The organism is Pseudomonas chlororaphis (assembly GCA_001023535.1).
Classification (GTDB): Bacteria; Pseudomonadota; Gammaproteobacteria; order Pseudomonadales; family Pseudomonadaceae; genus Aquipseudomonas; species Aquipseudomonas chlororaphis_E.
The window spans coordinates 4541086-4567615 of sequence record CP011020.1; the positions used below are offsets into that span (position 1 = coordinate 4541086).

Sequence of the window (26530 nt, forward strand, 5' to 3'; positions counted from 1 at the left end):
TCTACGCCTTGAATTCGTCGTCTTGGACAGGCCGCTGTCGAGCGCCCTGCGAGAAAAAGCGCCGATGGCTGGCCACCGGCATGCGCGCCCGGATGGACGCCTGTTCGCTGCTGTCGCGCTCGGCCACCAGCACGGCCTCGCCTTGATCCTGTTGCGCCAGCACACGCCCCCACGGGTCGACAATCGCGGCATGGCCAAAGGTTTCCCGAGGCCCCGGGTGCACACCGCCCTGGGCGGCCGCCAGCACATAGCACTGGGTCTCGATGGCCCGGGCGCGAATCAGCACCTCCCAATGGGCCTCGCCCGTCACCGCGGTAAACGCCGAGGGCGCCGTGATCAGCTCGGCCCCGGCCGCCCGCAGCTCGCTGTAAAGCTCCGGGAAGCGCAAGTCGTAGCAGACCGTCAATCCCACCCGGCCCACCGGGGTATCGGCGACCACCACCTGGCCGCCATAAGCATAGTCGTCAGACTCACGGTAGCGACCGCGATTGTCCGCCACGTCCACATCGAACAGGTGCAGCTTGTCATAGCGCGCCACGATCTCACCCTGATCGTCGACCAGCAACGAACAGGCGTGGGCCTTGGCCTCGGGCCGGCCCGCCGGCGGCAACGGCAACGTGCCTGCGACAATCCATAACCTGAGGTCGCGGGCGACCTGTTTCAACCAGGGCAGGATCGGCCCCTGACCAATGGCCTCGGCACGGCCGATGTCGGCCACGTCCCGCCGCCCCATGGCCGCGAAATTCTCGGGCAGCACCGCCAGCCTTGCGCCACTGGCAGCTGCCTGCTCCAACAGCACATGGGCCCGCGCCAGATTGGCGAGCACGTCGCTCTGGCTGACCATTTGAATCACGGCGATTGGCATGGTGCTTTCCTCATTGTCTGCATCCTTCCCCCTGTGGGAGCGGGCTTGCTCGCGAAAGCGGTGTGCCTGTCACATCAATGTTGATTGTGCCGGCGCTTTCGCGAGCGAGCCCGCTCCCACAGGGGTTATCGCATCGTCTGTCAGAACGGCTTGTCGAACGTGATCTTCGGCTCTTTCCACGGCCCCTTGACGTCGTATCTTACGCTGGCGAAACGGGCCACGCGGTCACCGATCAACTTGTCGATCAGGAACAGCGCCCCACCCACCGCCGGTGCGCCCACGATCAGCGCGGCGATCGGCAGGTTGTTGGTCACCGGCAGGGTCACCAGCAGCTTGGCATCGACCCGGTCAGCCACCATGTCCAACGTGCCGTTGAGCTCCAGGTTGCTTGACGGTCCTGTCAGGGTAATCGGCTCGCGGGTCACGTAGACGCCGTCGCTCGCCACCAGCAGGCCCTTGACCCGATCGTAGCTCAGGCCCTTGCCGAACAGGTCGGAGAAGTCCAGGCGCAGGCGTCGACCGATGGAGTTGAAGTTCAACAGGCCAAAAACCCGCAACGCCTGGGCACTGCCTTCGACTTCGACGAACTGCCCTTTGCTCAGTGACGCATCGAGGCTACCGGAAAAGCGCTTGGTGGCGACCCACGCCGGCGAACCGGGCCAGCGGCCATCCACATCCAGGTGGAACTCCTGACTGGTCACGCTCGGCGCAAAGCCCCAACCCTTGAGCACGTCGGCCAGGTTCTTGCCGCTGATGCGCCCCTTGTACCAACTGTTGGTGGCACCGGGCACGCCTTCCCAGCCGCCGCTGCCATTCAAGACCATGCCCCGCAGGCCCATGTCCAGGTTGTTCAGGGAAATGCCCTTGGCGGTCGGGCGCACTTTCAGCGACCAGGCGCCGATGAGGTCAGGGCCCTGGAACAGCTGGTCGATGGCGATATCCATGGCCGGGACCTTGGTCGGATCGACCGAGGCCAGCGGATCCGGGGCGTTCTCATCCGCCTGGACCGTCGGGTCCACCGGCGGCAAGCGAACATAATCCATCGCGATGCCAATCGGCGCCCCCTTGGCATCCGGGAGCGTGACATTGCCCTTGGCCTGTTGGCTGGCGAGGCGCAAGCCCCAGGCGTCCGGCTTGCGGTCGAGTTGCACCGAGGCCTGGTCCAGGGTGGTGCCCATCGCCGTCAGCTTGCCGACGTTCAGGTCGACGCTGTTGAGCAGTTGCTTGGCGCTGCCGCCCGGGTCTTGTCCAGCGTATCGGGTCACCAGCTCCTGCCAGGGACTGACATCCAGCTCCGACAGCGTCCCGCGCAGGCGCAGGCCCTTGGCGCCCGGCAACACCGCGTCGCCCGTGCCCAGCAGCAATTCACCGCGACCGTCGGCCAGTTTCCCGCTTGGCGCGGCGTAAGCGAAACGGGCCAGGTCGCCATAGGTTGCCCAATAACGCCGCTCCGGCCCTTGCAGGGTCATGCGAAACGACGTATCGCGCCCGACATCGGCCGCCATGCCGAAAGGTGCCGGCAGGTCCACCGCCACGCCCTTGAGGTTGGAATTGACCGACAACTGGCTGTCGGCGCCGTCGAGGACCACCTGCAACTGGTAAGGCACCACGCCGGATACCGGCAACGGTTGGGTGACATCCAGCCAACTGGCAAGCTTCTTGACCTCCACCTGGCCAGACGCCGTGACCCGGGTATTGAGTTCGCCGGCACGGCCCTCGGCAAAGATCTGTGCCGTCACGGGCCGGTCGAACGCCCGGGCACTGATGCCCTTGCCACTCAGGCCCTTGTTGCTGTCGAAGCGGAAATCACCCTTGAGCTGGGTCAGCTCCAGCGCCGGCTCGCTGAGCTTGAGCCGGGCCTTGTCGGTGGCGAAGTCCACCAGGATCTTCGGCTGTTCGCCCTTGACCAGCGGGATGTCGAGTTTCACGCTGCCTTGCAGATCGCCCTCGCCTTCCCACCCGGCGAACGTCTCGGCCGTGCCGATTGGCGCCGTCTGGAGAATCTTCAGTCCGTCCCCCAACCCGCCAGTGAACCCGCCGTCCAGCAACAGGTGGGAGCTCTGCCCACTGGGAACGTGGGGAATGTTCACCGAGACATCCTTGACCTGGGTGTCGAGCAATTGCCCCTGGCTGGCATAGACGCGTACGCCGCTGTCCTCGACGAAGACATCACCGCTGACCTTGCTGACCGACGGCCAGCCCGGCTGGAATGCCAGCTCGGCATCATGCACCTTGAAGAACAGGCTGATGCTGCGCGCCGCGTCCTCGGCACCGTGGTTCAGCGAGCCTTGGTACTGGAAGAACCCCTGGTCCACCGCGCCCTTGACGATGGCGGTACGCAGCCATTCATCCAGTGCCGGGCTGAGGACGGCAGGCAAGTACTTGCCGGTGTAGCGGCCGTCACCGTCCACCAGGCCGACCCGCAGGTCCATGTAGTCTTCCTGGCTGTGGTCGAAGTGCAGGCGGATCAGGAAATCGCCGGCAATCCGGCCCTCCTCGCCCAGTACCTTCAGGTACGGCGCGATCAGGGTGAAGCCTTGCTTGTCCAGCTTCCAGGTCAACCGGGCATTGGCTTGCAGGTATTGCCAGGGCTTGGCGAAGATCGGGTCCAGGTGCAGGGAAAAATCCTTGCTGTCCATGCGCAGCTCGCCGCCGCCCAGGTCGCCGCTGAGGCTGCCCGAGACGTTTCGCGCGGCCGGAGCACCGTGGTAGGCATCAAAGCCGACGGTGTCGAGGTTGGTGGCAAAGCTGATCTTCTGGTCGCCGGTGTTCTGCGGCCGGTAGTCCAGCAGCACGTTACGCAGGCTGCCGGTCACCTTGAGCCGGTCGATGACCGTGGCGACGCCTTCGGGCAATGGCGCCAGGGCATTGAGCAACGGGGTCAGCGGGGTCAGGTCGAGGCGATCGGCCTGCACATGCCAGCGCTCTTCAGCCTGTCCGGTGGCGTTGCTCTGCTGCAATTGCAGGCGCGACTCCCAACGGGTCTCGCCCAGGTTCATCGCCAGGGAATCGAACGTCGCGGTGAATCCTTGGTCGCCGCGCTGGAAATACCCGTTGAGGGCCAGGTTGTGGATCTGCACCGGCTTGCGCTCGGCATAGCCGCCCTGCAGTTGCGGCGCGTTCAGGCGCATGGCCGCGCTCTGCACGGTGCCGGCGCCCCAACTGAGCCAGAATTCGCCGCCGGCCTGGAGCCGGGCGACATTCCATTGCCCGGTCAGGCGCTTGGGCAACCACTTGGACCAGTCACTCTGCGGCAGGCTCAGGTAGGCGTCGGCCGCGCCATTCTTCCAATCGCTGGCGCGGATCCGGGTGCGCAGGTTGATTGCCACGGGTTGGCCGTCGGGCAGGGTCAGGCGTGCGTCGAGCCGCTGGCGCGTCGCGCCCGTGCGCAGGCTCAGGCCGACGTAGGTCAAGGTCAGGGGGGATTGTTCGAGGGGTTGCAGGGTGACCTGGCTGTCGAGCAGCGACAGCTTGGCCACCACCTGCATGCGCTCCAGCAATTGCTGCGGGTCGAGAGGCTGGTCGTCCTGCACCGGCAGGCCTTCCAGGGCCCACTTGCCGTCGGCGCCTTCCTTGAGGCTGATCTTCAGGCCGCTGAGCTCCAGGTGAGCAAGACGCACCTGGCGCGCCATCAGGCTCGCCCACAGGTCTGGCACCGCACGCACTTGATCCAGGTGCAGGGCATTGGGCCCCTCGCCGACCACCACATCGCGCGCGGCCAGGATCGGCGCCAGTGCGCTCCAGCTACCGTCGAGGCTGCCGATGTGCACGGGCAGGCCCAGGGCCTGGCCGGCCCGGTCCTCGACCTCGGCACGGTACTCGGCCACCAGCGGCACCAGCTCGCGCCCCAGGCTGACGTACAACGCCACCAGCACCAGCAGCAATGCACACAGGCCCAGCCCCCAGCGGGTCAGCGCAGCCAAAAAGCGTATCAGACGCTCCATGTCAGTGGCCTCCCCGGCAAAAAATGATCAAAACGGCGGACTCTCCGCTTCCCGAGCCCTTCAGAGCAGCACCACGTCGTATTGTTCCTGGGAATACATGGTTTCGACCTGAAAACGTATCGTGCGTCCGATAAAAGCCTCCAACTCGGCGACATTGCCCGATTCTTCATCGAGCAGGCGGTCCACCACTTTCTGGTTCGCCAACACTCTATAGCCGGTGGCCTGGTAGGCGCGCGCCTCCCGGAGGATTTCCCGGAAGATTTCGTAACACACGGTTTCCGGGGTCTTCAGCTTGCCCCGGCCCTGGCAACTGCTGCACGGCTCGCACAGCACCTGCTCAAGGCTTTCACGGGTGCGCTTGCGAGTCATCTGCACCAGGCCCAACTCGGTGATGCCGATGATGTTGGTCTTGGCGTGATCGCGCTCAAGCTGTTTTTCCAGGGTCCGCAGCACCTGGCGCTGATGCTCTTCATCTTCCATGTCGATGAAGTCGATGATGATGATCCCGCCCAGGTTGCGCAGGCGCAGTTGTCGGGCGATGGCGGTGGCGGCCTCCAGGTTGGTCTTGAAGATGGTCTCTTCGAGATTGCGATGGCCGACGAACGCCCCAGTGTTGACGTCGATGGTGCTCATGGCCTCGGCCGGGTCCACCACCAGGTAACCGCCGGACTTGAGCGGGACCTTGCGCTCCAGGGCCTTCTGGATTTCATCCTCGACGCCGTACAGGTCGAAGATTGGCCGCTCGCCGGGGTAATGTTCGAGGCGGTCGGCAATTTCCGGCATCAGCTCGGCGACGAACTGCGTGGTTTTCTGGAAGGTTTCCCGGGAGTCGATGCGGATTTTCTCGATCTTCGGGCTGACCAGGTCGCGCAGGGTACGCAGCGCCAGGCCCAAATCCTCGTAGATCACGCTGGGGGTGGCGATGGTCTTGATCTGCGCGGCGATCTGGTCCCAGAGCCTGCGCAGGTAGCGGATGTCCATGAGGATCTCATCGGCACCGGCCCCCTCGGCGGCGGTGCGCAGGATGAAGCCACCGGCCTCCTTGATGCCTTCCTTTTCCACGCAGTCGCTGACCACCTGCTTGAGACGTTCGCGCTCGGCTTCGTCTTCGATCTTCAGGGAAATGCCGACGTGGGCCGTGCGTGGCATGTACACCAGGTAGCGCGACGGAATCGACAACTGCGTGGTCAGGCGTGCGCCCTTGGAACCGATGGGGTCCTTGGTGACCTGCACCACCAGGCTCTGGCCTTCGTGGACCAGTGCGCTGATGGTCTCCACGGCCGGCCCCTCGCGCATGGAGATTTCCGATGCGTGGATGAACGCCGCGCGGTCCAGGCCGATGTCGACGAATGCCGCCTGCATGCCCGGCAACACCCGCACTACCTTGCCTTTGTAGATATTGCCGACAATGCCACGCTTTTGCGTGCGTTCGACGTGAACCTCTTGCAACACACCGTTTTCAACCACCGCCACGCGCGATTCCATCGGCGTGATGTTGATCAGGATCTCTTCACTCATGGCAGGGTCTCGTTCAGGCATGTTCACGATTATGGCCGCATCAAGTCAGACGACGCCCAAGGGGCGCTCCAGGGTTTGCCAACAGGGTATGCCGAAATCACCCAGCAGTTGCGCGGTTTCGCACAGCGGCAAGCCAACCACCGCAGAATAGCTGCCCTCCAGCCCGGCGACGAACACCGCCCCCAAGCCCTGGATGCCGTAGCCGCCGGCCTTGTCCCGGGGCTCACCGCTGGCCCAGTAGGCCGCCGCTTCCGGTTCTGTGATGGGACGAAACCGCACCCGACTGCGGACCACCCGGGACTCGCATCGCTGGTCGTCGAGCACGGCAATGGCGGTCAGCACTTCATGATCGCGTCCGGACAGGCTCATGAGCATCGCCTGGGCATCGGCTTGATCCCGCGGCTTGCCGAGAATCTGTCCGTCCAGCACCACCGCCGTGTCGGCGCCCAACACGCAGCCGTCCGCGCCGCTGCGCCGTCCGGCTTCGGCCTTGCCGCGCGCCAGGCGCTCGACATAGGCGGCCGGGGTTTCGTGATCCAGGGGCGTTTCATCGATGTCCGCGCTGATGGCGGTAAAGGGCACGCCGATCTGTGTGAGCAATTCACGCCGACGTGGCGAGCCTGAGGCGAGGTAAAGCGGTTTCATCAAGACATCTCCCTCTCAAAGCACGGCCATCCGAACACAAACAGCTTTTTGTGGCGAGGGCGCTTGCTCCCTCGCGACAGGGATGTAACTCATCAGAAAAAGTGTAGATATCTGACCGAATCAGTTGATCTTGAAACGCAGGCGCAGGCCACGCAAACCGAAGCTGACCCACGGCCAGAGCAGCGCGCTGACCAGGGCTGGCAACACCAGCGCCAGGGTCGGCTGACGATTGCCGGTCAAGGCGCTGAGCCATAGCTGGACCAACTGCGCCAGGCCGAAGATCACCAGGATCACCAGGCACTGCTGCCACATGGGAAACATCCGCAGGCGCTGTTGCAGGGACAGGACCAGAAAGGTGATCAAGGTCAGGATCAACGCGTTCTGCCCCAGCAGGGTGCCGTAAAGCACATCTTCGGCCAGGCCCAGGCACCAAGCAGTGACCATGCCGACCTTGTGCGGCAAGGCCAGCGCCCAGAAGGCCAGTAGCAGGGCCAGCCACAGCGGTCGCAGGATTTCCATGAACTGCGGCAGTGGCGAAACGCTGAGCAACAGGCCGATGGCAAAGGTCAGCCAGACCATCCAGCCGTTACCGGATTTACTGCTCATTCTTCTCGTGCTCCCCTGGTGGCGGGCGCAGTGGCCGGCGTGGAGGTGGCAGGCTTGGGCGCGGGCCGGGCGTGCTGCGTCGCAGGCGCATGGCTGGTCGAACGGCTGCCGTTAGCGGCAGGCGCCGTGGCCGGGGCCGCTGGGGTCGCCGGCGTCGTGGCCGCCGCAGGGGCCGCCGGGGTGGTCGGGGCGGTCGCTGGCTTGGGCACGGTGGCCGGGACAGCCGCCGGCGCCTGGGTGCCTGGCGTGGCCGAGTCCCCGCCCTGCCGGTCCTGGGCTTCCTGGGCCACCGCGGCATCGTTGGCGCGCTCTTCCGGGGTGCGATTGTCGCTGAACACCAGCAGCAGGTAGCGGCTGCGGTTCAGCGCGGCAGTCGGCACCGCGCGGACGATGGCGAACGGCTGGCCGGAATCGTGGATGACTTCCTTGACGGTCGCCACCGGATAACCGGCGGGGAAACGCTGGCCGAGACCGGAGCTGACCAGCAGGTCGCCTTCCTTGATGTCGGCGGTATCGGCCACGTGCCGCAGTTCCAGGCGTTCCGGGTTGCCGGTGCCGCTGGCAATCGCGCGCAGACCGTTGCGATTGACCTGCACCGGAATGCTGTGGGTGGTGTCAGTGAGCAACAGCACCCGGGCCGTATAAGGCATCAGTTCCACCACCTGGCCCATCAGGCCGCGGGCGTCGAGCACCGGCTGGCCGAGGAACACACCGTCGCGTTCGCCCTTGTTGATGAGGATACGGTGGGTAAAGGGGTTGGGGTCCATGCCGATCAGCTCGGCCACTTCGACCTTCTCGTTCACCAGCGCAGAGGAGTTGAGCAACTCGCGCAGCCGCACGTTCTGCTCGGTGAGGGCCGCAAGCTTCTGCATGCGCCCCTGCAACAGCAGGTTCTCGGTCTTGAGTTTTTCGTTTTCGGCGACCAGTTCGGTGCGGCTGCCAAACTGGCTGGCCACACCCTGCCACAAGCGCTGTGGCAGGTCGGTGATCCAGTAGGACTCCATCAACACCAGCGACATCTGGCTGCGCACAGGCTTGAGCAGCGTGAAGCGGGCATCGACCACCATCAGCGCGACCGACAGCACGGCCAGCACCAGCAGGCGTACGCCCAATGAGGGGCCTTTGGCGAAAAGCGGTTTAATAGGCCGCTCCTCCCAGGCAAATGTTTTCTTTATTCATACGGCATCAGACCGGCCTGGATACGAATGGCAGAAGATAAACGCCAACGGGCAGCACTGCAAAGTGCTGCCCGGGCGCGAACAACATGCACCACCGCCAGGCTTATTCGCTGGAGAGTAGGTCCATGGTGTGCTTGTCCATCATTTCCAAAGCACGGCCACCGCCGCGAGCCACGCAGGTCAGCGGGTCTTCGGCAACGATTACCGGCAAGCCGGTTTCCTGGGCCAGCAGTTTGTCGAGGTCACGCAACAGCGCGCCACCACCGGTCAGCACCAGGCCGCGCTCGGCGATGTCCGATGCCAACTCCGGCGGCGACTGCTCCAGGGCGCTTTTCACCGCTTGGACGATCGTCGCCAGGGACTCTTGCAGCGCTTCCAGGACTTCGTTGGAATTCAAGGTGAAGGCACGTGGCACGCCTTCGGCCAGGTTACGGCCGCGAACGTCGACTTCACGCACTTCGCCGCCCGGGTAGGCCGTACCGATTTCCTGCTTGATGCGCTCAGCGGTGGATTCGCCGATCAGGCTGCCGTAGTTGCGACGTACGTAGGTGATGATCGCTTCGTCGAAACGGTCGCCGCCCACACGCACGGACTCGGCGTAGACCACGCCATTGAGGGAGATCAGCGCGATCTCGGTGGTACCGCCACCGATGTCGACGACCATCGAACCACGGGCTTCTTCCACCGGCAGGCCGGCACCGATGGCAGCGGCCATTGGCTCTTCGATCAGGAACACTTCGCGGGCACCGGCACCCAGGGCCGATTCACGGATGGCCCGACGCTCCACCTGGGTGGACTTGCACGGCACGCAGATCAGCACGCGAGGGCTGGGCTGCAGGAAACTGTTTTCGTGAACTTTGTTGATGAAATACTGCAGCATCTTTTCGCAGACGCTGAAGTCGGCGATCACGCCGTCCTTCATCGGGCGAATGGCAGCGATGTTGCCCGGTGTACGGCCCAGCATGCGCTTGGCTTCCGTACCGACAGCCACGACACTTTTCTGGTTGCCGTGGGTACGGATGGCCACGACCGAGGGTTCATTCAGGACGATACCGCGCTCGCGCACGTAAATAAGGGTGTTGGCAGTGCCCAGGTCAATGGAAAGATCGCTGGAAAACATGCCACGCAGTTTCTTGAACATGGGAAAGGGACCCTAGGCAACGCGTGGGTAAAAAAGTGCGGCAAACTCTAACAACGACAGGGATTTTGGGCAAGGCGCCAATATGTTAAATTGGCCGCTTTTCTGTGCACCAAACCCTACAATCGCGGCCAATGCCCTGTTGTGATACAGGGCACTGGACCGTAGAAATGCGGTAGTGTTCCGACAATCTAACACACGGACCGACTGCGTCCGTTCTGTTTTCCACTGGAGAATCCCATGGCGCTTGAACGCTCCGACGTGGAAAAAATCGCTCATCTGGCCTGCCTGGGCCTCAATGAAGCCGATCTTCCACACATCACTTCTGCCCTGAACAGCATTCTGGGGTTGGTCGACGAGATGCAGGCGGTCAATACCGACGGTATCGAGCCGCTGGCCCACCCACTGGAAGCCAGCCAGCGCCTGCGCGCCGACGTCGTGACCGAATCCGATCATCGCGAGGCCTACCAGTCCATCGCACCAGCGGTCGAAAACGGCCTGTACCTGGTTCCGAAAGTCATCGACTAAAGGGAAAGAGCCTCTCATGCATCACATGACCCTGGCCGAGATCGCCCGCGGACTCGCCGACAAGCAGTTTTCCTCCGAAGAGCTGACCAAAGTCCTGCTGGCGCGCATCGCCCAACTCGACCCGCAGCTCAACAGTTTCATCAGCCTCACCGAAGAACTGGCCCTGAACCAGGCCGCCGCCGCCGACGCCCGGCGCGCCAAAGGCGAGAGCGGCGCGCTGCTGGGCGCACCGATCGCCCACAAGGACCTGTTCTGCACCCAAGGCATCCGCACCAGTTGCGGCTCGAAGATGCTCGACAACTTCAAGGCCCCGTACGATGCCACCGTGGTCGCCAAGCTGGCCGCCGCCGGCGCCGTGACTCTGGGCAAGACCAACATGGACGAGTTCGCCATGGGCTCGGCCAACGAGTCGAGCTACTACGGCGCGGTGAAAAACCCGTGGAACCTGGCACACGTGCCGGGCGGTTCGTCCGGCGGCTCCGCTGCCGCCGTGGCCGCGCGCCTGCTGCCGGCCGCCACGGCCACCGACACCGGTGGTTCGATTCGCCAGCCCGCGGCCTTCACCAACCTCACCGGCCTGAAGCCGACCTATGGCCGGGTGTCGCGCTGGGGCATGATTGCCTACGCGTCGAGCCTCGACCAGGGCGGCCCGCTGGCCCGCACCGCCGAAGACTGCGCGATCCTGCTGCAAGGCATGGCCGGCTTCGACCCGAACGACTCCACCAGCATCGATGAACCGGTGCCGGACTACAGCGCCAACCTCAACGGCTCCCTGCAAGGCCTGCGCATCGGCGTGCCGAAGGAGTACTTCAGCGCCGGCCTCGACCCACGCATTGCCGAGCTGATACACGACAGCGTCAAGACGCTGGAAAAACTCGGCGCGGTCGTCAAGCAGATCAGCCTGCCGAACATGCAGCATGCGATTCCCGCCTACTACGTGATCGCGCCAGCGGAAGCCTCGTCGAACCTGTCGCGTTTCGACGGCGTACGCTTCGGCCATCGCTGCGAGAACCCGGAAAACCTGATGGACCTGTACAAGCGCTCCCGTGGCGAAGGCTTCGGTGTCGAGGTGCAGCGCCGGATCATGGTCGGGGCCTACGCCCTGTCTGCCGGCTACTACGATGCCTACTACCTCAAGGCGCAGAAGATCCGTCGGCTGGTGAAGAACGACTTCATGGCCGCCTTCAACGAGGTCGACGTCATCCTCGGCCCAACCACGCCGAACCCGGCCTGGAAACTCGGCGCCAAAGACAGCGACCCGGTGGCCGCCTATCTGGAAGACGTCTACACCATCACCGCCAACCTCGCCGGTTTGCCGGGCCTGTCCATGCCGGCCGGCTTCGTCGATGGCCTGCCGGTGGGCGTGCAGTTGCTCGCGCCGTATTTCCAGGAAGGCCGCCTGTTGAACGTTGCCCACCAGTATCAGTTACACACTGACTGGCACACCCGCACCCCTCAGGGGTTTTGAAACTGCTGCGCTCGGTAATGCTGCGTTGAAAACTGGTTCGAAATGCTCATTGACTACTGTCAACTCCGCTTTCTCACCAGTTTTCGCCTTGCCTTACCTTCGCTCGCGACGTTTCAAAATCCCCTGATAAGACTTCTGAGGAGAAACACATGCAATGGGAAGTCGTGATCGGGCTGGAGATTCATACCCAGCTCACCACCCGGTCGAAAATCTTTTCCGGCAGCGCTACCACTTTCGGTTCCGAGCCCAACACCCAGGCCAGCCTGGTGGACCTGGGCATGCCCGGCGTGCTGCCGGTGCTCAACGCCGAAGCGGTGCGCATGGCGGTAATGTTCGGCCTGGCGATTGACGCCGAGATCGGCCAGCACAACGTGTTCGCCCGCAAGAACTACTTCTATCCGGACCTGCCCAAGGGCTACCAGATCAGCCAGATGGAACTGCCGATCGTGGGCAAGGGCCACCTGGACATCGCCCTGGAAGACGGCACGGTCAAGCGCGTCGGCATCACCCGGGCGCACCTGGAAGAAGACGCCGGCAAGAGCCTGCACGAAGAATTCAACGGCGCCACCGGCATCGACCTGAACCGCGCCGGCACGCCGCTTCTGGAAATCGTCTCCGAACCGGACATGCGCAGCGCCAAGGAAGCCGTGGCCTACGTCAAGGCGATCCACGCGCTGGTACGTTACCTGGGCATCTGCGACGGCAACATGGCCGAAGGTTCGCTGCGCTGCGACTGCAACGTGTCGATCCGTCCCAAGGGCCAGGCCGAGTTCGGCACCCGCTGCGAGATCAAGAACGTCAACTCGTTCCGCTTCATCGAGAAGGCGATCAACAGCGAGATCCAGCGCCAGATCGAACTGATCGAGGACGGCGGCAAGGTCATCCAGCAGACCCGCCTGTACGACCCGAACAAGGACGAAACCCGTCCGATGCGCAGCAAGGAAGAAGCCAACGACTACCGTTACTTCCCCGACCCGGACCTGCTGCCGGTGGTCATCGAGGACACCTTCCTCAATGACGTGCGCGCCACCCTGCCGGAACTGCCACCGCAAAAACGCGAGCGTTTCCAGGCGCAGTTCGGGCTGTCGAGCTACGACGCCAACGTCCTGGCCACCAGCCGCGAACAGGCCGACTACTTCGAGAAAGTCGTGAGTATCGGCGGCGACGCCAAACTGGCGGCCAACTGGGTGATGGTCGAGCTGGGCAGCCTGCTGAACAAGCAGGGCCTGGAGATCGACGAGTCGCCGGTGTCGGCCGAGCAACTGGGCGGCATGCTGTTGCGGATCAAGGACAACACCATTTCCGGCAAGATCGCCAAGATGGTGTTCGAGGCCATGGCCAATGGTGAGGGCAGCGCCGACGAGATCATCGACAAGCGCGGCTTGAAGCAGGTCACCGACACCGGGGCGATCAGCGCCGTGCTCGATGAAATGCTCGCGGCCAATGCCGAGCAGGTCGAACAGTACCGCGCGGCAGACGAAGCCAAGCGCGGCAAGATGTTCGGCTTCTTCGTCGGCCAGGCCATGAAAGCCTCCAAGGGCAAGGCCAACCCGCAACAGGTCAACGAATTGCTCAAAAGCAAGCTCGAGGGTTGACCGCCATGGAGCCAGTCCGCAAGTCTGGCTCATTCCCCTGTGGCGAGGGAGCTTGCTCCCGCTGGGGCGCGCAGCGCCCCCCGGCTTTCTGTTGCCAGAGTCGGGGGGCTGCTGCGCAGCCCAGCGGGAGCAAGCTCCCTCGCCACAATAAATTTACAACCACACTGATGTGGAAAACCTTTCGATGAAGCGTCTCCTCGGCGCCTGCGCCCTGCTGTCCCTGCTGGCCGGTTGCGCCAGCCAGAGCGGGACAGTTGATCCACACGGCTACGACCAGACTGGCGTCGCTTCTTATTACGGTGCCAGGCACCACGGCAAACGCACCGCCAGCGGCGAGCGTTTCGACCAGCACGGCCTGACCGCCGCCCATCGCCAGTTGCCATTCGGCACACGGGTGAAAATCACCAACCTGGGCAACAATGACAGCGTCGTGGTCCGCATCAACGACCGTGGCCCGTATACTCGGGGACGCTTGATCGACGTGTCTCGCGAAGCAGCCGAGCAACTGGGCATGTTACGCACCGGCACCGCGCGGGTACGCGTGCAAGCCCTCGACGACTGATAGACGGAGCCCGGCCATTTCCCTACTCGCCGCTTTATCGCTGCTCAGCCTGATCGAACTGTTCGGCGGCCTGCTGTTGCTGATTGTCGGCGCCGAGTTGCTGGTGCGCGCCGCCGTCGGCGTGGCGGCACGCTTGCAGGTGCGCCCGCTGATCATCGGCCTGACCGTTGTTGCCCTGGGCAGCAGCGCGCCACAGATGGCCGTGAGCCTGCAAGCGACCTTGGCGCAAAACGCCGACATCGCCGTGGGCAGCGTGATCGGCAGCAGCATCTTCAACATCCTCGTCACCCTGGGGCTGTCGGCGCTGATCATGCCGTTGCGCGTCTCGCGCCAACTGGTGCGCCTGGACATCCCGTTGATGATCGGCGCCAGCCTGCTGGTGTTCGTGCTGGCCTTGAACGAAGAACTGACCCGCCTGGACGGGACATTGTTGCTGGCGGCCCTGGCGGTGTACCTCGGCCTACTGCTGCGCCAGTCACGGCACTCCATGCGCCCCCACGCGGCGAGCGTCGACGCGGCGCAGGTGTCCTGGCCCAGGAGCCTGACGATGATCGTGCTCGGCTTGGCGATGCTGATCTACGCCGGGCACCTGCTGCTGGGCGCGGCAGTGACGGTGGCGACGGACCTGGGCTTGTCTGAACGCATCATCGGCCTGACCATCGTCGCCGTCGGCACCTCGCTGCCGGAACTCGCCACCTCGCTGATCGCGGCCCTGCGCGGCCAGCGCGACATTGCGGTGGGCAACGTGATCGGCAGCAACCTGTTCAACCTGCTGGGGGTGCTGGGGGTGACCGCCCTCGTCGCGCCCACGCCGCTTTCGGTTTCGCCGAACGCCCTGGACTTCGACCTGCCGGTGATGCTCGGTGTGGCGGTGCTGTGCCTGCCGGTGTTCTATTCCGGGTACCGGGTCACCCGCGCCGAAGGCCTGCTGCTGCTGGGCCTGTACCTGGTCTATGGGCTGCACGTGGTGTCATTCACCACCGGCATGCCCCTGGCCGGCCGACTGGAACGGCTGATGCTGTTCTATGTGCTGCCCACCTTGCTCGCGTTCTTGCTGTTCACTTTCGTGCGCGCCTGGCGCCGCCAACACCACAAGAGGGATTTGCCATGACCGACATTCCGAAGACCGGCCTCGACATGCGTCGCCAGGTCATGGGCGACGCGTTCGTCGACCGCGCCCTGGGCAACGCCACCGACTTCACCCAGCCGTTGCAGGACTTCGTCAACGAACACGCCTGGGGCAGCGTCTGGCGTCGCGAAGGCCTGCCGCTGAAAACCCGCAGCCTGATCACCCTCGCCGCCCTCACCGCCCTCAAGTGCCCACAGGAATTGAAAGGCCACGTGCGCGGCGCGCTGAACAATGGCTGCACGGTGGAAGAGATCCGCGAGGCACTGCTGCATTGCGCGGTGTACGCCGGCGTGCCGGCGGCGATCGATGCGTTTCGGGCGGCGCAGGAAGTGATCGAGGCGTATCAGAAGCCGGAGTAAAGCGCGGGATTTTCCGTGAATGGACCGGCCTCTTCGCGGGCAAGCCCGCTCCCACATTCGACCGCATTCCTTCTGAAGAAGCCCGATCACTGTGGGAGCGGGCTTGCCCGCGAAGAGGCTCCAGAGAACACCAGAAGCCCAAGCCTAGATCCACCCACCCCACTGCAACACAAAAATCCCGATGTTGGTGGTGATCGCCGCCATCAAGGTGGTGATGACGATGATCGCCGCCGCCAGTTCATGGTTGCCATCGGCCGCACGGGCCATGACGAAGCTCGCGGCGGCAGTGGGGCTGCCGAAGTACAGAAACAGGATCCCCAGCTCCGCGCCGCGAAAGCCCCAGACCCAGGCGCCCAGGGTGGTCAGCAGCGGCAGGCCGACCATCTTCACCAGGCTCGAACTCATGGCCATCTTGCCGCTCTTGCGCAGTGCTGCCAGCGACAGCGTGCCACCGATGCAGATCAGCGCCAGGGGCAAGGTCATCTGCGCCAGGTATTTGCCTGATGTCTCGAGCCAGTTCGGCAGACCGATCTGCCAATAGGCGAACGGCGCGGCGACGATCACGCTGATGATCAGCGGGTTGCTGAACACGCTTTTGCAGATGCTCCACGGGTCCGACTTGATCACCGGGCTGTAGACCGCCAGCACGATGGTCGACAGGGTGTTGTAGAACAGGATCACCAGCGCCGCGAGAATCGCCCCCAGGGAAATCCCGTAGTCGCCATACATGCTCGCCGCCAGCGCCAGGCCGATCACCCCGTTGTTGCCGCGAAACGCGCCCTGGGTGTAGATGCCGCGGTCTTCCCGCGGGCACCGCCAGATCGCCCAACCCCAGGCCATGGCGAAACTCACCAGGGTGGCGACGGAAAAGTAGATCAGCAGATCAGGTTGCAACGCGGCGTGCAGGTCGGCATGGAGGATGCCAAGGAACAACAGCGCCGGCATGGTGACGTTGAACACCAGGGACGAGGCGATGTGGATGAAGTTGTCGTTGATCCAGTCGATGCGCTTGAGCACCACCCCCAGAAACAGCATGGCAAACACCGGCGCGGTGATGTTCAGGGTTTCGAGGAAAATTGCCAGCATGCCGGGGACCTTTCGAGGGGGGTGTCGTTAGGTGGCTAATGATAAGCCACTCGCGGCACCGGCGTCTGGAGATTCCTGTGGGAGCGGGCTTGCTCGCGAAGACGCCGGCACATCCAACATCGATGCAAGCTTAACCACCGCCTTCGCGAGCAAGCTCGCTCCCACACTTGATCGTGGATGGTCACAGCGTTTGTGTCCGCCACCAAAACCCTGTGGGAGCGAGCTTGCTCGCGAAAGCGTTAGTTCAGTCGACACCCATGTCGCATGTACTGCCGTCTTCGCGGGCAATCCCGCCCCTACATGATGAACGCCGGCTCAGGTAATCGGCGCAGGGTTGAACAGGGTGATGTCGTTGAACAGTTTGTGCTGTTCTGCCCAGGTCTTTTTCTTGCCGCTGGCCACGTCCAGGTAGTAGTGGAACAGCTCCCAACCCAGCTCCTCGATCGAGGCACGACCGGTGGCGATGCGCCCGGCGTCGATGTCGATCAGGTCCGGCCAGCGCTGGGCCAGCTCGGTGCGGGTCGAGACCTTCACCACCGGCGCCATGGCCAGGCCGTACGGGGTGCCACGGCCGGTGGTGAACACGTGCAGGTTCATCCCCGCCGCCAGTTGCAGCGTGCCGCAGACAAAGTCACTGGCCGGTGTGGCGCAGAAGATCAGGCCTTTTTGCTTGAACCGCTCGCCCGGGCCGAGCACGCCGTTGATCGCGCTGCTGCCGGACTTGACGATCGAGCCCAGGGATTTTTCGACAATGTTCGACAACCCGCCCTTCTTGTTGCCCGGCGTGGTGTTGGCGCTGCGGTCCGCCTCGCCCTTGGCCAGGTAACGGTCGTACCAGTCCATTTCCCGCACCAGTTCCTGGGCGACTTCCCGGGTTTGCGCCCGAGAGGTCAGCAGGTAGATCGCATCGCGCACTTCGGTGACTTCGGAAAACATCACCGTCGCCCCGGCGCGCAGCAACAGATCCGAGGCATAGCCCAGGGCCGGGTTGGCGGTGATGCCGGAAAACGCATCGCTGCCACCGCACTGCATGCCCAAGATCAACTCCGACGCCGGCACGGTTTCGCGACGGCGCTGGTCGAGCTTCTTCAGGCGGGTTTCGGCCAGGTCCATGATCTGCTCGATCATTTCCGTGAAGCCGTGGCTGGAGTCCTGCAAGCGATACAACCACGGCTCGCTGAGGTCCACCGAGCTGTCGTTGTCGTGCATCACCTGCCCGGCCTGCAATTTCTCGCAGCCCAGGCTGATGACCAACGCCTCGCCCCCCAGGTTCGGGTTGCGCGCCAGGTTACGCACGGTGCGGATCGGGATGTACGCGTCGGTGGCGGTGATTGCCACGCCGCAGCCGTAGCTGTGGGTCAGCGCCACCACGTCGTCGACGTTCGGGTACTTGGGCAGCAACTCGTCCTTGATGCGCTTGACCGCGTGGTCCAGCACCCCGGTCACGCACTGCACCGTGGTGGTGATGCCCAGGATGTTGCGCGTGCCCACGGTACCGTCGGCGTTGCGATAGCCTTCGAAGGTATAGCCCTCGAGCGGTGCATCGGCCGCCGGCACGTCGGTGGACAGCGGCAGGCTGTCCAGCGGCGGCGCGGTGGGCATGCGCAGCTGGTCTTCCTTGACCCAGCTGCCACGGGGGATCGGTTGCAGCGCGTAGCCGATGACCTGGCCGTAGCGAATCACCTCGCCACCCTCAGGGATGTCCTGCAGGGTGACCTTGTGGCTCTGCGGCACGAAGTCCACGGTGACCAGGCCGTCCGGGAATTCGGTCCCGGCCGGTACGCCCTGGTCATTGACGACGATCACGACGTTGTCCCGCTCATGCAGGCGGATGTAACGTGGCGAATCGGCATGTTCAATCAATTGCATTGACGCCGCTCCTTCAGGATTTAGCTTCGGACAGACTGGAGACGTCGGCATCCTTGGCCGTAGGTTCCTTGAGTACGACGCGCTTGATCGGCCCGACGATGACCAGGTAGCTGAACACCGCCACCAGGGCATTGCAACCGACGAATACCAGCGCCCACTTGAACGAACCGGTGGCACTGATGATGTAGCCGATGACGATTGGCGTGGTGATCGAAGCCAGGTTGCCGAAGGTGTTGAACAAGCCACCACTGAGGCCGGCGATCTGTTTCGGCGAGGTGTCGGACACCACGGCCCAGCCCAGTGCGCCCACGCCTTTACCGAAGAATGCCAGGGCCATGAAGCCCACCACCATCCATTCGATCTCGACGTAGTTGCAGGCCACGATGCTGCTGGACACCAGCAGGCCGGCGATGATCGGCGCCTTGCGGGCGAAGGTCAGCGAGTGGCCCTTGCGCAGCAGGTAGTCGGAGATCACCCCGCCCAGCACGCCGCCGATGAAACCACAGATTGCCGGCAAGGACGCGATGAAACCGGCCTTGAGGATGGTCATGCCACGTTCCTGCACCAGGTACACCGGGAACCAGGTCAGGAAGAAGTAGGTGATGCCGTTGATGCAGTATTGGCCCAGGTACACGCCGAGCATCATGCGGTTGGTGAGCAGTTGGCGGATGTAGTCCCACTTCGGACCGTCACCCTTGGCTTTCTTGCCCTTGTCCTGGTCCATGTCGACCATCGCGCCGTTGGCGGCGATGTGATTGAACTCGGCTTCGTTGATCATCGGGTGCTGGCGCGGGCTGTAGATCACCTTCAGCCAGATCAGCGAGAACACGATGCCGATGATGCCCATCACGATGAACACGTGCTGCCAGCCGAAGCGGTAGACGATCCAACCCATCAGCGGAGCGAACAACACGGTGGCGAAGTACTGCGCCGAGTTGAAGATCGCCGAGGCGGTGCCGCGTTCTGCGGTGGGGAACCACGCGGCGACGATACGGGCGTTGCCCGGGAAGGACGGCGCTTCGGCCAGACCCACCAGAAAGCGCAGCATGAACAGGGCAACCACGGCCGTGGACATGCCGAATTCACCCACATAGCCTTGCAGCACGGTGAACAACGACCAGGTGAAAATACTCAGGGCGTAGATTTTTTTCGACCCGAACCGGTCGAGCAGCCAGCCGCCAGGAATCTGCCCGGCCACGTAGGCCCAGCCGAAAGCGGAGAAGATGTAACCGAGGGTGACGGCATCGATGCCGAGGTCTTTTTGCAGGCTGGAGCCTGCGATGGCGATGGTGGCACGGTCGGCGTAGTTGATCGTTGTCACCACAAACAGCATGAGCAGGATCAAATAGCGGACGTGTGTCGGCTTGGTCGCTTGCATGTAAAAGTACTCCCACTATTTATTTTTATGCGGGTCAGCAGATTGTACGGCCAGGCTGGATCACCAGCCCGGCCGGTGTTGCAGTTACGATCCGATGTAAGAGGTCTTCACCACTGTGTAGAACTCTTGCGCGTAGCGACCTTGCTCACGCGAACCATAGGACGAACCCTTACGCCCGCCGAACGGCACGTGATAATCCACGCCGGCGGTCGGCAGGTTGACCATCACCATGCCCGCCTGGGAATGGCGCTTGAAGTGGTTGGCATACTTCAGCGATGTGGTGGCGATACCGGCCGACAGGCCGAACTCGGTGTCGTTGGCCATCGCCAGCGCCGCCTCGTAGTCCGCCACGCGCACGACGTTGGCCACCGGGCCGAAGATCTCTTCGCGGCTGATGCGCATCGACGCTTCGCTGTCGCTGAACAAGGTCGGCGCCAGGAAGTAGCCTTCGGTGTCGCACGTCACCAGGCCGCCACCGCTGACCAGCCGCGCACCTTCGCTCTGGCCGATGTCGATGTACTTCAAGTCCTGGTCGAGTTGAGCTTGGGAAACCACCGGGCCGATGTCGGTGCCGGCCTTCAACGCATGGCCGACCTTGATCGACTGCATGCGCTCGGCCATCGCCGCGACGAACTTGTCGTGGATACCGGCGGTGACGATCAGGCGGCTGGAAGCCGTGCAACGCTGGCCGGTGGAGTAGAACGCGCTCTGCACCGCCAGCTCGACGGCCTGCTTGAGGTCGGCGTCGTCGAGGATGATCTGCGGGTTCTTGCCGCCCATTTCCAACTGCACCTTGGCCTGGCGCGACACGCAGTTGACGGCGATCTGCCGCCCCACGCCCACGGAGCCGGTGAAGCTGATGCCGTCGACTTTAGGGCTGTTGACCAGCACTTCACCGACGACGCGGCCGCTGCCCATCACCAGGTTGAACACGCCGGCCGGGAAACCGGCGCGGGAAATGATTTCCGCCAGAGCCCAGGCGCAACCCGGTACCAGTTCGGCGGGCTTGATCACCACGCAGTTGCCGTAGGCCAGGGCCGGGGCGATTTTCCAAGCCGGGATGGCGATCGGGAAGTTCCACGGGGTGATCAGGCCGACCACACCCAGGGCTTCGCGGGTCACTTCGACGTTGACGCCCGGGCGCACCGACGGCACGTAGTCGCCGGACAGGCGCAGGCATTCACCGGCGAAGAATTTGAAAATGTTGCCGGCGCGGGTCACTTCGCCGATGGCTTCGGGCAGGGTCTTGCCCTCTTCGCGAGCCAGCAGTTGGCCGAGCTCTTCGCGGCGGGCGAGGATCTCGCTGCCGACTTTGTCCAGCGCATCGTGACGCGCCTGAATGCCCGAGGTCGACCAGGTCGGAAAGGCGGCGCGGGCCGCTTCGATGGCGGCGTTGACTTGCGCTGCGTCAGCCTTGGCGTATTCACCGATGACATCGGACAAATCGGACGGGTTGATGTTGGTGCAATAGTCGGCACCGGCTACCCACTGACCGTTGATGTAGTTATCGAAACGCTTTGCATCAGTCACGGATGCTCTCCTCACAAAAAGCCTTACGCAAAAAGCCGCTGATTGCTCAGCGGCTTTGTCGGGTCTGTTACTGCTTGCCTTGCTTGTCGATCAGCGCGGCCAGGGCTTCGTATTCTTCCGGCAGCAGGTCGGTCAGCGGCGTGCGCACAGGACCGGCGTCATAGCCAACGATCTTCGCGCCGGCCTTGACGATGCTCACGGCATAACCGGCCTTGCGGTTGCGGATGTCCAGGTATGGCAGGAAGAAGTCATCGATGATCTTGCCAACGGTGTCGTGATCGTCGCGGGCAATGGCGTGGTAGAAGTCCATCGCGGTTTTCGGGATGAAGTTGAACACCGCCGAGGAGTAGACCGGCACGCCCAGGGCCTTGTAGGCCGCGGCGTAGACTTCTGCGGTCGGCAGGCCGCCCAGGTAGCTGAAGCGATCGCCGAGGCGACGACGGATCGACACCATCAGTTCGATGTCGCCCAGGCCGTCCTTGTAGCCGATCAGGTTCGGGCAACGCTCGGCCAGTTGTTCCAGCTGGTTGGCGTTCAAGCGGCAGACGTTGCGGTTGTAGACCACCACGCCGATCTTCACCGATTTGCACACGGCTTCAACGTGGGCGGCAACGCCGTCCTGGCTGGCTTCGGTCAGGTAGTGCGGCAGCAGCAACAGGCCCTTGGCGCCCAGACGCTCGGCTTCTTGAGCGTATTCGATGGCCTGGCGGGTGGCACCGCCGACACCGGCCAGGATTGGCACGCTGGTCGCGCAGGTATCGACGGCGGTCTTGATGACTTGCGAATACTCGCTGGCGGCCAGGGAGAAGAATTCACCGGTGCCACCGGCTGCGAACAAGGCAGAGGCGCCGTACGGGGCCAGCCACTCGAGGCGCTTGATGTAGCTGTCGCGATTGAAATCGCCTTGGGCAGTGAAATCGGTGACCGGGAAAGACAGCAGGCCAGACGAGAGGATGGACTTCAGTTCTTGTGGATTCATTATTCGAACACCCTGGGACGCAATGTATGTATGAGAGAGTTAAGCTTCGGCCAGAAGTTGTAGGTCATCGTACAACTTAAATAACCTGCGTCAACTGCATTTCGTCATCGAAGGGTAAAAAAGCCTGATGGACCGTTCGTCAGCACTGTCGACTCTGCCAGTAGGCGGCCTTTTGGGAAGCAGGCATAACCGGCAGGTGGCCGTGCCATACCCACGAACGCCCTGACATCTCGAAGGACCCTGCCGAACGGCCATTCGCAACCCGCAGTCCTGGCTCCTTCCTGTAGGTTTCACATGGCCTTATTGCCGTGAGCCGCCCGTGCGCGATGGTCACGGCCGACCTCACCGGGAGCGACACCATGACGACGACATTCGAGAAACCCACGCTCAAGGATTTTCCAGCCGCCTCGGCCAGCGGGGAGGCGACGGTGAGCCTGTCGAAGGCGGGCAAGGCACTGACCGTGCAGATCCCGGACTCGGATATCTCACCCTACTCGTCCGTACACCTGACCCTGGGTGCGGCCTCCAAGCCGCCGGAATGGACGGGCAATCTCGAACCCATGATGGTCAACAAGACACCCGAGACGCACCCGGATGACTTCGAGGTGGCGGAACTGCGCAAGGGCGTAACCCTGACAGTGCCCGGCGACACACTGAAGGCATTCAGCGGCCGATTGGTTGAACTGCGCTACACGTTTACCTACGAGAGTGGCGGGGCCGATACGTCCAAGCCACTGAACGTGCGATTCAAGGCATAAAACCAACATCCAAATCACCACCGCCCCCTGTGGCGAGGGAGCTCGCTCCCGCTGGGCTGCGCAACAGACCCGCTCGGTGGGTGCTGCGCCCCCAAGCGGGAGCAAGCTCCCTCGCCACGGGAATTTGGGTTGTCTGGGGATGGGATGCCGTCAGACGTTCACGTCACTGAACGTGCGATTCAAGGCATAAAACCAACATCCAAATCACCACCGCCCCCTGTGGAGAGGGAGCTCGCTCCCGCTGGGCTGCGCAGCAGACCCTCTCGGTGAGTGCTGCGCCCCCAAGCGGGAGCAAGCTCCCTCGCCACGGGTATTTGGGTTGTCTGGGGGATGGGGATGCCGTCAGACGTTCACGTCACTGAATGTGCAGCTCAAGGCATAAAACCAACATCCAAATTCACCACCGCCCCTTGTGGCGAGGGAGCTTGCTCCCGCTGGGCTGCGCAGCAGACCCGCTCGGTGGGTGCTGCGCCCCCAAGCGGGAGCAAGCTCCCTCGCCACGGGAATTTGGGTTGTCTGGGGATACTTTCGGCCCCGGGGGGAGCCCTGCCCTTCTAGCCCTGGGCTTGCGCCTCTTCATGGGCTTGGCGCAGGCGCTCACGGCTGTTGGTCAGGTGCAGGCGCATGGCGGCGCGGGCGGCGTCGGAGTCCTGGCGGGCGATGGCTTCATAGATTTCCTCGTGCTCGCGGCTCAGGCGGTCCATGTAGTGCTGCTGGTCGTCGTGGGCCAGGCGCGCCGAGTTCAGCCGGGTGCGCGGGATGATGCTGGTGCCCAGGTGGGTCATGATGTCGGTGAAGTAGCGGTTGCCGGTGGACAGGGCGATTTCCAGGTGGAAGGCGAAGTCCGAGGCCACCGCGTCGCTGGCATGGGCCGCGCTTTCCTTCAACGCGTCGAGGGCGGCGCGCATGGTCGCCAGTTGCTCGGCGCTGCGGCGTTGCGCGGCCAGGCCGGCGGATTCCACCTCCAGGCTGATGCGCAATTCCAGGACCGCCAGCACGTCACGCAAAGTGACCACCGTGGCCGGGTCGATACGAAAGCCGCTCGGGCTCGGCGTGTCCAGCACGAAGGTGCCGATGCCATGGCGGGTTTCCACCTGGCCGGCGGCCTGCAACCGGGAAATCGCCTCGCGCACCACGGTGCGGCTGACACCATGGGCTTCCATGATCGCCGACTCGGTGGGCAATTTATCGCCACGCTTGAGCAGACCGTCGCGAATCTGCTCGGTCAGCACCGTCACCAGCTCCTGCGCCAGGCTGCGGCGCTTGCGGGGAAGGCGGGGTATGTCGATCGGGTTTTCCATGGGGCTCATGTCTCGGCAAGCGGCTGAATGCGCATCATGATAGCGCAACGTGGTTGTACGATCACTTTTGGTGCGACGAGGCCAATCTATTGAACAGTCTGGCAAACCGAGTTGCCATCCATTGCGAGCAGGCTCGCTCCCACATTGGAGCAGTTGCGTACATTAGCATCCGGCTCACCACAAAACCCCTGTGGGAGCGAGCTTGCTCGCGATGGCGGTGGGTCAGCCACATCAATATCAACTGATCCATCGCTATCGCGAGCAAGCTCGCTCCCACAGATTTTGAGTGTTTATGCTGTCACGACATGCTCCATCAGTTGGCCATTTTCAATACGCACATGTCGCGGATGGAAACGTTTCAAACTGCTTCGATGCCCGACGCTGACGATGCTCAGCCCTGGTAACTGGTCGATCAACGCCTGGTACAGCGTTGCCTCGTCCTCTTCATCCATCGCCGACGTCGCTTCGTCCATGTACAGCCATTGCGGTGCGTACAGCAATGCACGGGCGAAGGCCAGGCGTTGCTGCTCGCCCGGGGACAGCATGCGTTGCCAGTGATCGCTTTCGTCCAGGCGCGCGATCAGGTGCGGCAAACGGCAGGTTTCCAGCACCTGTGCATAACGTTCGTCGGGGTAGACGTCGCCGGCCTGTGGATAACTCAAGACCTCACGCAGGCTGCCAATGGGCAGGTAAGGCTTTTGCGGCAGGAACAGGTAGCGCGCCGAAGGCAGCAGAATGTTGCCATGCCCGGCCGGCCACAGATGGCCCATCGCGCGGAACAAGGTGGATTTGCCACTGCCTGAACGACCGCTGAGCATCACCCGCTCACCCGGCGCCACCGTCATGTCGGCGTTGCTGAGCAGATGCCGACCGTCAGCCAGGTCCAGTCCCAGGTTGTGCACTTTCAGCACGTTGCCCTGGCTCTGCACATCGATAGCCGGTACGCGTTCCTCGTTGTCGCTCATGGCCTGGCGGAAACTCAGCAGACGATCGCAGGTGGCGCGCCACGCGGCGAGGTCGGCGTAGGCACTGATGAACCAGCTGAAATTCTCCTGCACGCTGCCGAAGGCCGAGTTGATCTGCATGAGCTCGCCCAGCTGGATCTTGCCGGCGAAATAACGCGGTGCCGCGACGATGAACGGGAAGATGATCGCGATCTGGCCGTAGCCGGAGGTGAAGAAGGTCAAGCGCTTGGACACCCGCATGATGTCCCAGAAGTTGTGCCAGACCAGCCCGAAACGTCCGCTCAAACGACGATTCTCATTCGGCTCGCCGTTGTACAACGCAATGCTCTCGGCGTTCTCGCGCACCCGCACCATGGAAAAACGCAGGTCGGCTTCGAAGCGTTGCTGGTTGTTGTTCAGGCCGATCAGCCGGCGACCGATCAGGTGCGTCAGCCAACTGCCCACCGCGGCATAGATCAGCGCGGCCCAGAACATATAGCCGGGGATGGTGTAGCCGAACACTTCGATGCTGCCCGACACGCCCCACAGGATGATCGAGAACGACACCAGGCTGACCACGGTACGCAGCAGCCCCAACCCCAGGCCCAGGGTATTGGTGGTGAAGCTGTTGAGGTCTTCGGAAATCCGCTGGTCGGGGTTGTCGGTATAGCCGCCCTGCTCCAGGCGGTAGTAATTCTTGTGGCTGAGCCAGCGGGCGAAATGCTGCTCGGTGAGCCAGGCCCGCCAGCGGATGGTGAGCATCTGCGTGAGGTACAAGCGGTACACCGCCCCGAGGATCGCCACCGCCGCGATGCCGCAGAAGTACAGGATCAATTGCCAGAACGCCGCACTGTTCTTCTCTTGCAGGGCGTTGTAGAAATCCTTGTACCAACTGTTGATCCACACCGAAATCGCCACGCTGAACAGCGACAGCGCGATGACGGCAATCAATAACGTCCAGGCCTTGCCCTTCTCCTCACTGCGCCAGTACGGCGTGGTCATTTGCCAGACACGGCGGAAAAACTGCCCGCGCACCGCGTCATTGACCGCGGAATATTCAGCGTTCTGATTCATGGTTAAGGCTCGATAGAAAAAAGAACAGACTCGGGCCGATCATAGTGCAACGGCCCGATTGACCGCGAGGGTGTGG

21 protein-coding genes are annotated in these 26530 nt (G+C 63.3%); 7 read left to right on the top strand and 14 right to left on the bottom strand.

The genetic code is table 11. From position 1 onward, the window contains the following. Position 1 precedes the first annotated feature (1 nt). The 7 genes from VM99_19995 to VM99_20025 form a co-directional block, all read right to left on the bottom strand. Positions 2–865, bottom strand: coding sequence for a carbon-nitrogen hydrolase (locus VM99_19995; protein ID AKK00247.1), 864 nt, complete (start codon positions 863–865; stop codon positions 2–4). Positions 866–1005: 140 nt separating this feature from the next. Beyond that, positions 1006–4809 (bottom strand): hypothetical protein, encoded by a 3804-nt coding sequence (locus VM99_20000; protein AKK00248.1) that lies wholly within the window; start codon positions 4807–4809, stop codon positions 1006–1008. Between the two features lie 60 nt (positions 4810–4869). Continuing rightward, positions 4870–6327: a ribonuclease G gene (locus tag VM99_20005; protein AKK00249.1), complete on the bottom strand. Its 1458-nt coding sequence runs from the start codon at positions 6325–6327 to the stop codon at positions 4870–4872. Between the two features lie 45 nt (positions 6328–6372). Continuing rightward, positions 6373–6972 carry a septum formation protein Maf gene (locus VM99_20010; GenBank protein AKK00250.1) on the bottom strand — a complete coding sequence of 200 codons (600 nt, stop codon included), beginning with the start codon at positions 6970–6972 and terminating at the stop codon, positions 6373–6375. Between the two features lie 120 nt (positions 6973–7092). Further along, entirely contained in the window at positions 7093–7578 is a 486-nt protein-coding gene (locus VM99_20015; protein ID AKK00251.1) for a rod shape-determining protein MreD, read from the bottom strand. Next, positions 7575–8645, bottom strand: a complete 1071-nt coding sequence (locus VM99_20020) for a rod shape-determining protein MreC (protein ID AKK01805.1) — start codon at positions 8643–8645, stop codon at positions 7575–7577. The genes VM99_20015 and VM99_20020 overlap by 4 nt, the downstream gene beginning before the upstream one ends. Positions 8646–8859: 214 nt before the next feature. After that, complete coding sequence (locus tag VM99_20025; GenBank protein AKK00252.1) at positions 8860–9897, bottom strand: rod shape-determining protein MreB; 1038 nt, start codon at positions 9895–9897, stop codon at positions 8860–8862. 237 nt (positions 9898–10134) lie between these two features. On the opposite strand from VM99_20025, the gene VM99_20030 reads away from it, so the two are divergent. From VM99_20030 to VM99_20055, 6 genes are all read left to right on the top strand, one after another. Continuing rightward, entirely contained in the window at positions 10135–10422 is a 288-nt protein-coding gene (locus VM99_20030) for a glutamyl-tRNA amidotransferase (GenBank protein ID AKK00253.1), read from the top strand. 16 nt (positions 10423–10438) lie between these two features. Then, entirely contained in the window at positions 10439–11890 is a 1452-nt protein-coding gene (locus VM99_20035; protein ID AKK00254.1) for a glutamyl-tRNA amidotransferase, read from the top strand. A gap of 149 nt (positions 11891–12039) precedes the next feature. After that, positions 12040–13485, top strand: coding sequence for a glutamyl-tRNA amidotransferase (gene gatB, locus VM99_20040; GenBank protein ID AKK00255.1), 1446 nt, complete (start codon positions 12040–12042; stop codon positions 13483–13485). Positions 13486–13669: 184 nt separating this feature from the next. Continuing rightward, positions 13670–14047 (top strand): lipoprotein, encoded by a 378-nt coding sequence (locus VM99_20045; GenBank protein ID AKK00256.1) that lies wholly within the window; start codon positions 13670–13672, stop codon positions 14045–14047. Positions 14048–14096: 49 nt separating this feature from the next. Then, positions 14097–15158 carry a conjugal transfer protein TraR gene (locus VM99_20050; GenBank protein ID AKK00257.1) on the top strand — a complete coding sequence of 354 codons (1062 nt, stop codon included), beginning with the start codon at positions 14097–14099 and terminating at the stop codon, positions 15156–15158. After that, the gene (locus tag VM99_20055) at positions 15155–15535 is read left to right on the top strand and encodes a 4-carboxymuconolactone decarboxylase (protein AKK00258.1); all 381 of its coding nucleotides are present in this window, start codon (positions 15155–15157) and stop codon (positions 15533–15535) included. The genes VM99_20050 and VM99_20055 overlap by 4 nt, the downstream gene beginning before the upstream one ends. 144 nt (positions 15536–15679) lie before the next feature. On the opposite strand, the gene VM99_20060 is transcribed toward VM99_20055, so the two are convergent. The 5 genes from VM99_20060 to VM99_20080 all read right to left on the bottom strand — a co-directional run bounded on the left by VM99_20060 (position 15680) and on the right by VM99_20080 (position 22377). Beyond that, positions 15680–16621 (bottom strand): malate transporter, encoded by a 942-nt coding sequence (locus VM99_20060; GenBank protein AKK00259.1) that lies wholly within the window; start codon positions 16619–16621, stop codon positions 15680–15682. A 315-nt stretch (positions 16622–16936) separates the two neighbouring features. Then, the gene (gene garD, locus VM99_20065; protein AKK00260.1) at positions 16937–18490 is read right to left on the bottom strand and encodes a galactarate dehydrogenase; all 1554 of its coding nucleotides are present in this window, start codon (positions 18488–18490) and stop codon (positions 16937–16939) included. Between the two features lie 13 nt (positions 18491–18503). Beyond that, a complete protein-coding gene (locus tag VM99_20070; GenBank protein AKK00261.1) occupies positions 18504–19868 on the bottom strand; it encodes a glucarate transporter in 1365 nt (454 codons plus the stop codon). Positions 19869–19952: 84 nt separating this feature from the next. Then, positions 19953–21398, bottom strand: coding sequence for an aldehyde dehydrogenase (locus tag VM99_20075; protein ID AKK00262.1), 1446 nt, complete (start codon positions 21396–21398; stop codon positions 19953–19955). Between the two features lie 67 nt (positions 21399–21465). Next, positions 21466–22377, bottom strand: coding sequence for a 5-dehydro-4-deoxyglucarate dehydratase (locus tag VM99_20080; GenBank protein AKK00263.1), 912 nt, complete (start codon positions 22375–22377; stop codon positions 21466–21468). 326 nt (positions 22378–22703) lie between these two features. On the opposite strand from VM99_20080, the gene VM99_20085 reads away from it, so the two are divergent. After that, complete coding sequence (locus VM99_20085; GenBank protein AKK00264.1) at positions 22704–23135, top strand: hypothetical protein; 432 nt, start codon at positions 22704–22706, stop codon at positions 23133–23135. A gap of 554 nt (positions 23136–23689) precedes the next feature. Here the strand turns inward: VM99_20085 and VM99_20090 are convergent. After that, entirely contained in the window at positions 23690–24445 is a 756-nt protein-coding gene (locus VM99_20090) for a GntR family transcriptional regulator (protein AKK00265.1), read from the bottom strand. Between the two features lie 281 nt (positions 24446–24726). Next, positions 24727–26454 carry an ABC transporter ATP-binding protein gene (locus VM99_20095; GenBank protein ID AKK00266.1) on the bottom strand — a complete coding sequence of 576 codons (1728 nt, stop codon included), beginning with the start codon at positions 26452–26454 and terminating at the stop codon, positions 24727–24729. Between the last annotated feature and the right edge of the window lie 76 nt (positions 26455–26530).